This window comes from Streptomyces sp. WY228, from assembly GCF_019287315.1.
Taxonomy (GTDB): domain Bacteria; phylum Actinomycetota; class Actinomycetes; order Streptomycetales; family Streptomycetaceae; genus Streptomyces; species Streptomyces caviscabies.
In genome coordinates this window covers 5,025,367-5,037,236 of record NZ_CP079114.1, presented here as the reverse complement: position 1 = coordinate 5,037,236, position 11,870 = coordinate 5,025,367, and the positions used below count along the sequence as shown (strand labels likewise).

Below are 11,870 nucleotides of genomic sequence, written 5' to 3'. Positions count from 1 at the left end.
ATCAGTTGGCGCTGAGGAGCTTCAGCTCCGGGTGGGCCGTGCCGCCCTCGATCGCGGTGGACGAGATGTGCGAGACGACGCGCTCGTCGACCGGGTCGTTCGCCGGGTCGTCGTGCACGACGAGGTGCTCGTACGTCGTGGCGCGCTGGGCCGGGACGCGGTCGGCCTTGCGGATCAGGTCGATGATCTCCAGCCGGTTGGAGCGGTGCTTGGCCCCGGCCGAGGAGACGACGTTCTCCTCCAGCATGATCGAGCCGAGGTCGTCCGCGCCGTAGTGCAGCGACAGCTGGCCGACCTCCTTGCCGGTGGTCAGCCAGGAGCCCTGGATGTGGGCGACGTTGTCGAGGAAGAGCCGGGCGATGGCGATCATCCGCAGGTACTCGAAGAGCGTGGCCTGCGTACGGCCCTTCAGCTTGTTGTTCTCCGGCTGGTAGGTGTACGGGATGAAGGCGCGGAAGCCGCCCGTGCGGTCCTGGACGTCCCGGATCATCTTCAGGTGCTCGATGCGCTCGGCGTTGGTCTCGCCGGTGCCCATCAGCATGGTGGAGGTGGACTCGACGCCGAGGCCGTGCGCGATCTCCATGATCTCCAGCCAGCGCTCGCCGGACTCCTTGAGCGGGGCGATGGCGGTGCGCGGCCGGGCGGGCAGCAGTTCGGCGCCCGCACCGGCGAAGGAGTCGAGCCCGGCGGCGTGGATCCGGCTGATGGCCTCCTCGGCGGAGACCTTCGAGATCCGGGCCATGTGCTCGATCTCGGAGGCGCCGAGCGAGTGGATGACCAGCTGCGGGTACGCCTTCTTGATCGCGGAGAAGTGCTCTTCGTAGTACTCCACGCCGAAGTCCGGGTGGTGGCCGCCCTGGAACATGATCTGGGTGCCGCCCAGCTCCACGGTCTCCGCGCAGCGGCGCAGGATGTCGTCGAGGTCGCGGGTCCAGCCCTTGTCGGTGGCCTTGGGCGGGGCGTAGAAGGCGCAGAACTTGCAGGCCGTCACGCACACGTTGGTGTAGTTGATGTTGCGCTCGATGATGTACGTCGCGATGTGCTCCGTACCGGCGTAGCGGCGGCGGCGTACGGCGTCGGCGGCGGCGCCCAGCGCGTGCAGCGGCGCGGACCGGTAGAGGTCGAGCGCCTCCTCCGGGGTGATCCGACCGCCTTCGGCGGCTCGGTCGAGGACGGGCTGAAGGTCGGCCTTCTCGGTCACCGGGCTGTCACCTTTCGGCGGTTTTTCTACGGATCCTCGGACCGATCCAGCGTACGCCAGCCCGGTGCGCCGTCAGCCGCCGGACCTGGTGAGCTTCCCGTACGGGAGACCGGCGGCGCGTTCCTTCGAGCGGTAGTCCAGAGTGCCGTCGCCGGCCAGCCGGAAGACCAGGTCGGCCTCGGTGCTGGTGCAGAGGCCGGGGGTGCTGGGGCGGTCCGGGTCGGTGGCCTCGCGGATGTTCAGCTCCTTCGCGGTGCCGGAGGCGAGGGTGCCGACGCTGTTGCAGGTGACGGTGATGCCGAGCTGGGAGATCGTCGTGCTCATCCGGACGACCTGCTCGCCGCGCTTCCCCTCGGTGAAGACGGCGGTGAGGGTGCCGTGGGGCTGGCCGGTCGTCCTCTCGGTGACCGGGCCCTTCCAGGTGCCGACGTACGCCTTCGGCAGGGCGGCCGCCGGGGCCTCGCTCGCGGCGTCGTCGGACTCGGCGGGCGACGGCTTCCCGGAGGCGGGCGGGGAGACGGACCTCGACGGGGTCGCCGCGGCGTCGCTGCCCCGGTCCTGGTCGGCGTCGCCGCCCGGGAAGAGGCCGTCGAGCAGGCCCGTGCCGAGGGTGACGACCGCGAGCGCGCCGGCCACGGCCAGGGCGACCGTGCAGCTGACCCGGCGGCCGCGGCGCTCACCGGTGGCCGGCCGGTTCTCGGCGCTGACGGTCAGGGAGAGGCGGGGGTCGCCGGTGCGCTGCCCCGGCAGGCCGCTCGCGCCGTGCGTGCCGTGTGTGCCGTCGCCGCCCTGACGGTAGGTCCCGGCGTGCGCCGGGGGCGGGGGTGCGGTGGGCGCGGGCGTGGCGCGCGGGGGAATCGGGGGCGGAGGCGGGGGCGGCGTCCCGTAGTCGTCCTGCGGATGCGGCGTGCCGTACGCGTCGTCCTGCGGGTGCGGTGTCCGGTACGGCACATCGTCCTGCGGCGCCGCCTGCGGTGCTTCCTGCGGGTGTGGTGTCCGGCCCGGTGCTTCCCGCAACGCTTCCTGCGAGGCTTCCTGCGGACGCGGTGGCCCGTACGGCGCTTCCCGCGGGTTCGGGGCGGGCGGGCCGAACTCGCCGGGCCGGCCCGGTGCGGCCTCCGCCGGCCAGGGCCGGGGCCCGGCCCCCGCGCCCAGCGACGCGCTGCTGAACGGCACCGGACCCGACTGCACCGGCGCGTCCTGCGGTTCCAGGTCGAGCAGGGCCACCGCGGACCGGCTGACCTCGCGCACCAGCCGGCCCGGCAGCCAGCCGCCCGCCACCATCGCCGCCGCCCCCTCGGGAGCGAGTGCGCGCGCGAGGCGGGCCGGGGCGGGGCGGTCCGCCGGGTCCTTGGCGAGGCAGCCCGCGACCACCTCGCGCAGCTCGCCCTCCAGCTCGCCCAGTTCGGGTTCCTCGTGGACCACCTTGTAGAGGAGGACGGCGGAGGAGTCGCCCGGGAAGGGGGCCGCGCCCGTCGCCGCGTACGCGAGGACCGCGCCCAGCGAGAAGACGTCGGCCGCGCCGGAGACGTCCCGGCCCCGGATCTGCTCGGGCGCCATGTAGCCGGGAGAGCCGACGGAGACCCCGGTGGAGGTGAGCGAGACGGTCGCGCCGAGGGCCCGGGCGATGCCGAAGTCGATGAGGCGGGGTCCGTCGAGGGCGAGCAGCACGTTGGACGGCTTCACATCGCGGTGGACGATGCCCTGGCCGTGGACGACCGCGAGGGCCTCAGCGAGACCCGCGCCCAGGGTGCGCACCGCGTGTTCGGGCAGCGGGCCGTGCTCGGTGATCGCCTGGGAGAGCGGCGGGCCGGCGACGTACCCGGTCGCCACCCACGGCACCGGCGCGTCCGGGTCGGCGTCCAGGACCGGGGCCGTCCACTGGGCGCCGATGCGCCGGGCGGACTCCACCTCGCGCCGGAACCGGGCGCGGAACTGCTCGTCGAGGGCGAAGTGGGGGTGGACGACCTTGACCGCGACCGTACGGCCGCCCGCGCTGCGCCCCAGATAGACCCGGCCCATGCCGCCCGCGCCGAGCCTGCCGAGCAGCCGGTAGGCACCGATGGTGTGCGGTTCGCCCGCTTCCAGCGGCTGCATATGGACTCCCCCTGTGAACCCTGCGGACGGTGAACCCGTGGACGGCAATCCCGGTGGGCGCTCCGGAATCCCGGTGGACGGTCCGGACCCGGACCGAAGCCTAGGGGGCGCCACCGGCTCGGTCACCGGGAAACGGCCGGACCATTCCCCCCTCTCCGGTCAGGAGGGGATCATTTCGCCCCGGGGAAAGGCGCGAATGTGTTGTTCCGACGCCCTGCCGTCAATTCCCTGCCCAGGAACGGGAAAGGGAATTCCCGCCCTTTCCCGGGCCTCCGCTCAGCCGCCGAGCAGCTCCACCCGGACATCGGCCGGGTAGCCGGTGTCCTGTCCCGTCCGGCGGGCGAACTCACGGACGCCGGCCAGCTGGTCCGGGCCGAAGCGGAAGTCGAGCGTCGTGAAGTACTGCTCCAGCACCTTCGCGTCGAAGGCCTCCCAGCGGGCGGCCTGCTCGGCGACCTTGGTGACCTCCTCCAGCGAGAGGTCCCGGGAGGCCAGGAACGCCTCGTGGACCTTGGCGGCCGTCTCGGGGTGCGCGGCCAGGAAGTCCTTGCGGGCCGCCCAGACGGCGAAGACGAACGGCAGCCCCGTCCACTCCTTCCACATCTGGCCCAGGTCGTGGACCTGGAGCCCGAGCCGGGGGGCGTCGTGGAGGTTGGCACGCAGTGCGGCGTCGCCGATCAGCACGGCGGCGTCCGCTTCCTGCATCATCAGGCCCAGGTCGGGCGGGCAGGTGTAGTAGTCGGGCCGGACGCCGTAGCGCTCGGCCAGCAGCAGCTGGGCCAGCCGCACCGAGGTGCGGGAGGTCGAGCCGAGCGCCACCCGGGCCCGGTCGAGCTGCTCCAGCGGCAGCTGGGAGACGATCACGCAGGACATCACGGGTCCGTCGCAGCCGACCGCGATGTCCGGGAACGCCACCAGGTCGTCGGCGTTGCGCAGGTACTCCACGAGGGTGACCGGGCCGATGTCCAGATCCCCCCTGATCAGCTGCTCGCTGAGCCGCTCCGGGGTGTCCTTGGAGAGCTCCAGGTCGAGCAGGGTTCCGGTCCGGGCCAGGCCCCAGTACAGCGGGAGGCAGTTCAGGAACTGGATGTGGCCGACGCGGGGCCGGCTGCGACGGTCGTCGTCGCCTTCGCGGGGGGAGACGGTTGAATTGTCCACATCGCGAGGCTAGACCCGCATCCGGCCACCGGCACCACCGGGGCCCGCGCGCCCCGCCCCGCGCCCCCGCCCGCACGCCGCTCCGCGCCTTCTTCGGAAGGCTCTCGTACGGCCTTCCGCCGGACGCCCGACGGGGCGGTCAAACATTCGGGTGAAGTGATCTTTCCCTCTACCGCTCTCCAGAGACCGCGTGCTAGGCTCGCCCGCAAGTTGCAGTTTGGTTTCCCTTGCAGTACAGAGCCTGCGGAGCATGTAACCCGCAGGCTTTTGTAGTTTTCAGACTTGTTTGCAGGTTCTGGAGCAGGGCAACCCTTTGGCCCAAGGAGGGCTTATGGCTACCGGAACCGTCAAGTGGTTCAACGCTGAAAAGGGCTTCGGCTTCATCGCCCAGGACGGCGGCGGCCCGGATGTCTTCGTTCACTACTCCGCGATCAACGCGTCCGGGTTCCGCTCCCTCGAGGAGAACCAGGTCGTGAACTTCGACGTCACTCAGGGACCCAAGGGTCCGCAGGCTGAGAACGTCACCCCGGCCTAGTTGCCCGGGTCGGTCGATCGCGGCCGCACAGAGCAGTACCCAAGGAGCCCCGCTCCCCCGCTTCGGCGGAGGAACGGGGCTCCTGCCTGTGTACGACGGGATCCGTCAGGCCACGGCGGACCGGGCGGCGACCGCGTCGGCCGGGTCCCAGCCGGCGCGCGGCACCGATGCCAGCAGCAGCCGGGTGTAGGGGGCGCGGGGGTCGGCGAGCACCTCGGCGGTCGGGCCCTGTTCGACGGCCGTTCCCCGTCGCATCACCACGACCTCGTCGGTGATGTGCTGCACCACCGCCAGGTCGTGGCTGACGAAGACCAGCGCCACCCCGGTGTCCCGGCGGATGCCGTCGAGCAGGTGCAGGATCTGGGCCTGGATCGACACGTCGAGCGCCGCCACCGCCTCGTCCAGGACCAGCACCTTCGGGTCGACGGCGAGCGCGCGGGCGATGGCCAGCCGCTGCCGTTGTCCGCCGGAGAGCCCGTGCGGCAGGGCCTCCGCCTCGCGCTCGCCGAGGCCCACCCGGTCCAGCAGCCGGTCGGCCAGCCCCGTCGGCCGCCCGTGCAGCCGCAGCGCCGTGGTCAGACAGCGGCGGGCCGTGAGCCGGGGGTCGAGCGAGAGGTAGGGGTCCTGGAAGACCATCTGGATCTCCCGCGCACGGGCCAGCCGGGCCGCCCCGCCGCGCGGGGCGGCGAGCCCCCGGGCCCGCCCCTCGACCCGGACCGTTCCGGCGTCCGGGCGGACCAGGCCCACCAGCATCCGGGCCACGGTCGTCTTGCCGGAGCCGGACTCCCCGACGATCCCGAGCGAACCGCCCGCTGGGACGGTGAAGCCGATGCCGTCGGCGGCGGTCAGACGGCCCTTGCCGGGCAGCGGGTACGTCTTGCGCAGCCCCTCGACCGCGAGCAGCGGCGCGGGGTCCTGCCCTGCGGGGATCGTCATCGGTCGGCACCCTTCTTCGGTATCTGCGGTACGGGGACGAGCTCGGGCAGCCGGCGGCAGGAGGCGGAGCCCGTACCGCCGTCCGCGAGGGCCACCGGCTCGGGCCGCCAGGTCGCGCACTCCGGTTCGACATCCGGACAGCGCTCCGCGAAGGGGCAGCCCGCGAAGGCGTCGGCCAGCGACGGCGGCTTCCCGGGGATCGGGCGGATCTCCCGGTGGCCCTCCCCCAGCGTCGGCGAGCAGGCCAGCAGACCCCGGGTGTAGGGGTGGCGGGGCCGCTCGAACAGGTCGCCCGCGGTCCGCTCCTCGACGACCCGGCCCGCGTACATCACGTACACGCGGTCGCAGTATGCGGCGGCCAGGTGCAGGTCGTGGGTGATGAAGAGCAGACCGAGGCCGCGTTCGGCGCGCAGGGTGCGCAGGAGGGCGAGGATCTCCGCCTGGGTGGTGACGTCAAGGGCGCTCGTCGCCTCGTCGGCCAGCAGCAGCCGGGGCTCGGCGGCCAGCGCCCCGGCGATGACGACGCGTTGGAGCATCCCGCCGGAGAGTTCGTGCGGGCGCTGGCGGACCCGGCGCTCCGGTTCGTCGAGCCCGACGGCGTCCAGCAGCTCGACCGCGCGGCCCCGGGCCGCCGCTCCGGTCACCCCGGTCCCGGCCGCGGCGAGCCGCTCAACGAGGAAGTCGCCGATGCGGCGGACGGGGTTGAGGGCGGCGCGCGGGTCCTGGTGGACCAGGGCCACGGTCCGGGCCCGGTGGGCGCGCAGTTCCTCGCCGCGCAGGGCGAGGACGTCGCGGCCCGCCACCCGTACGGAACCGTCGAGGGCCGTCCCTTCGGGGAGCGTACGGAGGGCCGCCTTGGCGGTCGTGGACTTGCCGGAGCCGGACTCGCCGACCAGGCCGACGACTTCGCCGCTCGCGACCCGCAGGGACACCTGGTCCAGGACAGGCCGGGCGGTGCCGGGGAGGCGGAGGGTGAGGCGGTCGATGTCGAGGAGCACGGTGTCACTTCCCGGTGCGGCGGGGGCCGCTGTGGCGTGTCCCGCTGAGGCGGATGGCATGGGCGGCTACCTCCCGTTGGCGAGTCGGTCGGCGGCCCGAACCCCGACGACGTTGAAGGAGACGACCACCAGGGCGATGGCGATGCCGGGCACCAGGGCGGGCAGCAGCGCGCCCTGGACGACGGCGGCCTGCCCCTCCTGCACCATCAGCCCCCAGTCGGAGCTGGGCGGCTGGGCGCCGAAGCCGAGGTAGGAGAGCGTGGCCAGGGACATCAGGGCCTCGCCGAAGAGGACCACCAGATAGCCGATGACGGAGCGGCCGAGGTTGGGGACGAGGTGGAAGGCGCAGATCCGCAGGCCGCCCATGCCCTGGACGCGGTAGGCGTCGATGTAGGGCTTGCGCCGCTCCCCGATGGCCACCGAGCGGGTGTACTTGGCGACGGTCGGCGTGTACGCGAGGCCGAGCGCCAGCACGGAGGTGGTCATTCCGGCGCCGAAGACCGCGATGATCAGCACGGTGAACAGCAGTCCCGGGAACGCGTACATGACGTCGGTGAGCCGGGAGATGACGGTGTCGGCCCAGCCGCCGCGCCAGGCCGCCAGGGTGCCGAGCGCGATGCCGAGCACAGCGGCGATGGCGAGCAGAAGCGCCGGGGCGACGAGGCTGGTGCGGGCCCCGTACAGCACCCGCGACAGCAGGTCCTGGCCGGAGGAGTCGGTGCCCAGGAGGTGGTCGCCGGTGGTCCCGGCCAGCGAGGCGGAGAGGTCGATGGCGTCGGGGGCGTACGGGGCGATCAGCGGGGCGAGGAGGGCGGCGAGCACCACCAGGCCGAGGACCGCGCCCGCGAGGACCGCCCCGTAGGAACGGCGCGCGGCCGGGATCTTCACCGGGGCCGGGGTCGAGGTCGGGGCCAGGGTCGGGGCGGTCATACGGCGGCCTCCTTCACACGCGGGTCGAGCAGCGGGTGGACGAGGTCGACGAGGGTGGTGACCACGATGTAACCGGTGACCATGAGCAGCAGGACCGCCTGGGCCACGGGGAAGTCGTGGGTGTTGATCGCGCCGACGAGCAGCGAGCCGATGCCGCTGATGCCGAACGCGGTCTCCACGACGACCGTGCCGGCAAGCATCCCGGCCATGACCAGACCGCACATGGTGACGATCGGGCCGAGCGCGTTGCGCAGGATGTGGCGGCGGACGATCTCGCGCTCCGGGATGCCGGAGGAGCGGGCGGCCTCCACGTGGTCGGCGGCCCCGGCGTCGGCCATCGCCTGGCGGGTGACCCGGCTGATGATGGCGAGCGCGCCGAGCGCCAGCGCCAGGGCGGGCAGGGTCAGATGGTGCAGGGTGCCGGTGAAGCCCTCGCCTCCCCCGGTGACGGGGAACCAGCCGAGCTGGACGCCGAAGACGGCGGCGAGCGCGATGGCGGAGACGAACGAGGGGACCGAGGCCGCCAGGGTCGTACCGCCGACCACGGCCGAGTCGATCCAGGTGCCCCGGCGGACGGCGGCGAGGATGCCCGCGCCGACGCCGAGGACGACGAAGAGGACGGTCGCGTACGCCACCAGGGCCAGGGTGGTCGGGAAGCGGGCGATCAGCAGGTCGGCCACCTGGTCGCTGTACTTGAAGGAGCGGCCGAGGTCGAACTGGAGGCAGTCGCCGAGCCAGCGGCCGTACTGCACGACGAGGGGTTCGTCGAGGTGGTACTGCGCCCGGACCAGCTCCAGCTTCTCGGGGGTGAGTTTGTCGCGGCCGCCGGCCAGGAAGACGGCGGGGTCGCCGGGGGCCGCGTACACGGCGGCGAAGATGACGAAGGAGGCGGCGAGGAGGGTGGCCAGCAGTCCGGCCAGCCGCCGGGAGATCCGGGCGAGCATCGCGGTCAGCCCTTCTTGGCGCCGAGGTCGGCGGCCCAGGGGTAGTAGAGGTACGCCATGGAGGCGGGCGGTCCTGTGAGCTTCTCGTCGAGGACGAGGACGGACGGGACCTGGGCGACGGAGATCCAGACGGCGGCGTCGGTGAACTTCTTCTGGACCTCGGCGGCGAGCTTCGCGCGCTCGGCGTCGTCGAGGGTGGCGAGCGCCTTCTTGACCGTGGCGTCGTAGGCGGGGTCCGCGAAGCCGACCCAGTTGTTGGAGGAGCCGGTGAGCGCGTTGTCGTAGAAGCCGATCGGGTCGGCCTTGGAGATGTACCAGTCGCCGACCAGGACGTCGATGCCGCTGCGGGCCTCGGGGTCGCTGTAGAACTGCTCGAACTGGGCGGTGGGCACGGTCTTGATCTGTCCGGTGAGCCCGATCCGCTGGAGGGCGGCCCGGACGGCGTTGGCGACGACGGTGCGGCCCTGGCTGGCGTCGGTGCCGATGACGATCGGGGTGGCCGCGTCGGCGCCGGAGTCCTTCACCAGCTTCTTCGCGGCGGCGATGTCCTCGGCGTCGGGGCTCGCGGGAGCGACCGGGTCGGCGGCCCGCTGGGCGGCCTCGAAGACCGGCTTCTCGTAGCCCCAGGCACCGGAGCCGACCGGGGTGGACCAGGGCTGGACCATCCCGCCGTAGCCGGAGGCGGCGATGCCCTTGCGGTCGAGCGCGAGGGAGAGCGCGCGGCGCACGGCCGGGTCCTTCAGTCCGCCGCGTGCGGTGGGGATGAGGACGAGGGAGGAGGTGGAGGGGCCGTAGTACTGGGTGATGCCCTTCTTGCCGTCGAGGGCGGCGGCGGTGTTGGGCGATTCGGCGTACGCGCCGTCGGCGGCCCCGGTGGTGAGCGCGTTGACCAGGGCGCTGTCGGTGGCCCAGCGGAAGGTGACGCGCTTCGTCAGCGGTTTGTCGCCCCAGTAGTCGTCGTACCGCTCGATGGTGATGGAGTCGCCGGACTTCCAGTTCGCCAGCCGGTAGGGGCCGGTGCAGGCGTCGGGCTGTCCGGGGGTGCCGAAGTCCCGGCCCGCCTTCTCGACCTGCTCCTTGTTCCATACGATGCCCGCGTCCCCGGCGAGCGCCTTGAGGAAGAGGGCGTCGGGGGCCTTGAAGGAGAGGGTGATCTCGCGGTCGCCGGTCTTCTTCATGGAGGCGACGTTCTCGAATTCGTCACCCTGCTCCATGTCCGGGTCGGCGTGCCGCTGAAGGCTCCAGAGCACGTCGTCGGCGGTCATCGGGGTGCCGTCGTGGAAGGTGACGCCGGAGCGGAGCTTCAGGACGAGGGTGGTGTCGTCGGGCGTTTCGACGCTCTCGGCGAGGAACGGCTTCGTGGTCATGTCCGGCTGGAGCTGGTAGAGCCGTTCGCAGACGTTGGTGAGGACGACCCGGCCGGCGCTGGAGCCCTGGGTGTCCAGGTCGAGGGAGTCCGGTTCGTCCTCCAGGAGCCAGCGGGCTTCGGGGAGTTCGCCCTGGGCAACGGCCGTGGTCGGGGTGAGGGTGAGCCGCGAGGCGTCGGCGGCGGAGCCGCTGCCGGCGGGCTTGGTGGCCCCGCTGCATCCGGCGGCGAGCAGCGCGACGACGACGGCTCCGGCGACCGGGGCGGTACGGCGCGCGGCGCGGCGGGGAGCGGCGGCGGGTACGGCGTGGCCTTCGGCTGCGGGCGGACAGAAGGTGTCGGGCGTGCGGTGGGTCATGGCTGGGTTCCTGTCGGTTCCGGGCCGCCGTGCGGGCCGTCGTAGAGGTTCCAGGGAAGGTGCTGGTACGCGCGGTCGCAGGGGGTTCCGGCGGTCACGTGGTAGTCGCCGGTGGTGAGGTCGGCGAGAGAGGAGACGAGGGTGGTCCAGTGCTCGACGGCCGGCCGGCGCGGGTCGGGGTGCGTGCACAGGGACTCGGGGTGGCCGAGGTGGTCGGACATCGCCCGGCGGATCAGCTTCCGGGACTCCTCGGGTCCGGTGGAGTGGCGCAGGGCGGCCAGGCCCTGTTCGGCGCGGGGGACGCGGACCAGGGAGTCGGAGGACATCGGGCGGTAGCCGGCGGCGGCGAGCGGGGCGGGGATGCCTGCCTGGTAGTGGTTGCCGTGCACCAGCAGGCCGTCGGTCGGATACATCCAGCCGTGTCCGGCGGGGGTGGTCTCCAGGTCGATGGCGAAGCCCTCGCGGCAGGTGAGCAGGGCGTTGCTGGCGATGTGGGCCCGGGTGCGGCAGAGCACGTCGAGGGCGTCGGCGATGTTGTCCTGGTCGAGGACGGTGCGCCGGACGACGGTCTGGGGCAGTCCGATCCGGTCGTCGAACCGGCCGCCGAGGCCGTTGGCGTTGAAGGCGATACCGGCGGAGTTGGCGCCCTGGCGGCCGATCTGCCCGGCCTCCACCTGCATGATCAGGGTGGGTTTGGGCGGCTGGACGATCCGGATCATGACGACGGTGTCGGAGACCCCGGCGCGCCAGTCCCAGTTCTGCCCGGCGTAGACGTGGCCGTCGCCGCTGGCCGGGCCGTACGCGGCGAACGAGGTGCAGCCCTCGGCGGGTTCCTCCTCGGCCGGTCCCTCCCCGGCCCCGGCGGCGGCGATCTCGGCGAAGGACTTGTCGTAGATGACCTCGCCGCGGGCGTTCAGCGCGAGGACGTCCAGCAGGCCGGTGCCCGCGCCGTCGGCGATGCCCCGCATCTCCTCCACGAGGTGGGGGGCGTAGGCGCGTACGGGCTCCAGCCAGCGGGCGGCGCGGGCGGTGACCTTGTCCCAGGTGAGCCCGGCGGAGCGGCCGAACGCCTCCTCGTAGTAGCCGAGGGCGGCGTGCAGTTGGGGTCGGACGGCCTCGCCGTACTGCCGGCCGCGCTCCCGCGGGGAGCCGGAGATCTCGATGACGGGGAGGATCCGGGTGGCGGAATCCGTGGGCGGGGGTGCGGAATCCGTGGGAACGGGGGTGGACTCCGTGGGAAGGGGTGCCATTCTTCTCCTCGCGACGGAACGCTTCGGCGACCGACGAACAGGAACCGGAGGCCGGAGACCGGAGGCCGGCACGGTCCTGTAACGTCGATTTCAGAAT

General features: G+C 72.8%; 10 protein-coding genes. 1 reads left to right on the top strand and 9 read right to left on the bottom strand.

What is annotated here, in order from left to right:
* Nucleotide 1: 1 nt before the first annotated feature.
* From mqnC to KV381_RS22025, 3 genes are all read right to left on the bottom strand, one after another.
* Complete coding sequence (gene mqnC / locus KV381_RS22035; protein WP_030083393.1) at nucleotides 2–1,201, bottom strand: cyclic dehypoxanthinyl futalosine synthase; 1,200 nt, start codon at nucleotides 1,199–1,201, stop codon at nucleotides 2–4.
* A 72-nt stretch (nucleotides 1,202–1,273) separates the two neighbouring features.
* Nucleotides 1,274–3,298 carry a serine/threonine-protein kinase gene (locus tag KV381_RS22030; protein WP_218786064.1) on the bottom strand — a complete coding sequence of 675 codons (2,025 nt, stop codon included), beginning with the start codon at nucleotides 3,296–3,298 and terminating at the stop codon, nucleotides 1,274–1,276.
* 276 nt (nucleotides 3,299–3,574) lie between these two features.
* Nucleotides 3,575–4,456, bottom strand: coding sequence for a menaquinone biosynthetic enzyme MqnA/MqnD family protein (locus KV381_RS22025; protein ID WP_030083389.1), 882 nt, complete (start codon nucleotides 4,454–4,456; stop codon nucleotides 3,575–3,577).
* 331 nt (nucleotides 4,457–4,787) lie between these two features.
* Between KV381_RS22025 and KV381_RS22020 the strand changes: the two genes are divergently transcribed.
* Nucleotides 4,788–4,991 (top strand): cold-shock protein, encoded by a 204-nt coding sequence (locus tag KV381_RS22020; RefSeq protein ID WP_003967102.1) that lies wholly within the window; start codon nucleotides 4,788–4,790, stop codon nucleotides 4,989–4,991.
* 105 nt (nucleotides 4,992–5,096) lie between these two features.
* Here KV381_RS22020 and KV381_RS22015 read toward each other — a convergent pair whose 3' ends face one another.
* The 6 genes from KV381_RS22015 to KV381_RS21990 are packed head-to-tail and all read right to left on the bottom strand — an operon-like array spanning nucleotide 5,097 to nucleotide 11,773.
* Nucleotides 5,097–5,927 carry an ABC transporter ATP-binding protein gene (locus KV381_RS22015; RefSeq protein ID WP_030083384.1) on the bottom strand — a complete coding sequence of 277 codons (831 nt, stop codon included), beginning with the start codon at nucleotides 5,925–5,927 and terminating at the stop codon, nucleotides 5,097–5,099.
* Entirely contained in the window at nucleotides 5,924–6,985 is a 1,062-nt protein-coding gene (locus KV381_RS22010) for an ABC transporter ATP-binding protein (protein ID WP_030083382.1), read from the bottom strand. Before KV381_RS22010 ends, KV381_RS22015 begins: the two co-directional genes overlap by 4 nt.
* Nucleotides 6,986–6,991: 6 nt before the next feature.
* Nucleotides 6,992–7,855 carry an ABC transporter permease gene (locus KV381_RS22005; RefSeq protein WP_086777599.1) on the bottom strand — a complete coding sequence of 288 codons (864 nt, stop codon included), beginning with the start codon at nucleotides 7,853–7,855 and terminating at the stop codon, nucleotides 6,992–6,994.
* Nucleotides 7,852–8,799 carry an ABC transporter permease gene (locus tag KV381_RS22000; RefSeq protein ID WP_007451777.1) on the bottom strand — a complete coding sequence of 316 codons (948 nt, stop codon included), beginning with the start codon at nucleotides 8,797–8,799 and terminating at the stop codon, nucleotides 7,852–7,854. The genes KV381_RS22005 and KV381_RS22000 overlap by 4 nt, the downstream gene beginning before the upstream one ends.
* Nucleotides 8,800–8,804: 5 nt before the next feature.
* Nucleotides 8,805–10,523, bottom strand: a complete 1,719-nt coding sequence (locus KV381_RS21995; protein ID WP_218786063.1) for an ABC transporter substrate-binding protein — start codon at nucleotides 10,521–10,523, stop codon at nucleotides 8,805–8,807.
* On the bottom strand, nucleotides 10,520–11,773 hold the full coding sequence (locus KV381_RS21990; protein WP_030083374.1) for a C45 family peptidase: 1,254 nt from the start codon (nucleotides 11,771–11,773) through the stop codon (nucleotides 10,520–10,522). The genes KV381_RS21995 and KV381_RS21990 overlap by 4 nt, the downstream gene beginning before the upstream one ends.
* Between the last annotated feature and the right edge of the window lie 97 nt (nucleotides 11,774–11,870).

Coding starts and splice junctions, on each gene's coding strand:
- KV381_RS21990 (WP_030083374.1), bottom strand. CDS start 11,773: ATGGCACCCCTTCCCACGGAGTCCACCCCCGTTCCCACGGATTCCGCA.
- KV381_RS22010 (WP_030083382.1), bottom strand. CDS start 6,985: ATGCCATCCGCCTCAGCGGGACACGCCACAGCGGCCCCCGCCGCACCG.
- KV381_RS22030 (WP_218786064.1), bottom strand. CDS start 3,298: ATGCAGCCGCTGGAAGCGGGCGAACCGCACACCATCGGTGCCTACCGG.
- KV381_RS22005 (WP_086777599.1), bottom strand. CDS start 7,855: ATGACCGCCCCGACCCTGGCCCCGACCTCGACCCCGGCCCCGGTGAAG.
- KV381_RS22015 (WP_030083384.1), bottom strand. CDS start 5,927: ATGACGATCCCCGCAGGGCAGGACCCCGCGCCGCTGCTCGCGGTCGAG.
- KV381_RS21995 (WP_218786063.1), bottom strand. CDS start 10,523: ATGACCCACCGCACGCCCGACACCTTCTGTCCGCCCGCAGCCGAAGGC.
- KV381_RS22000 (WP_007451777.1), bottom strand. CDS start 8,799: ATGCTCGCCCGGATCTCCCGGCGGCTGGCCGGACTGCTGGCCACCCTC.
- KV381_RS22020 (WP_003967102.1), top strand. CDS start 4,788: ATGGCTACCGGAACCGTCAAGTGGTTCAACGCTGAAAAGGGCTTCGGC.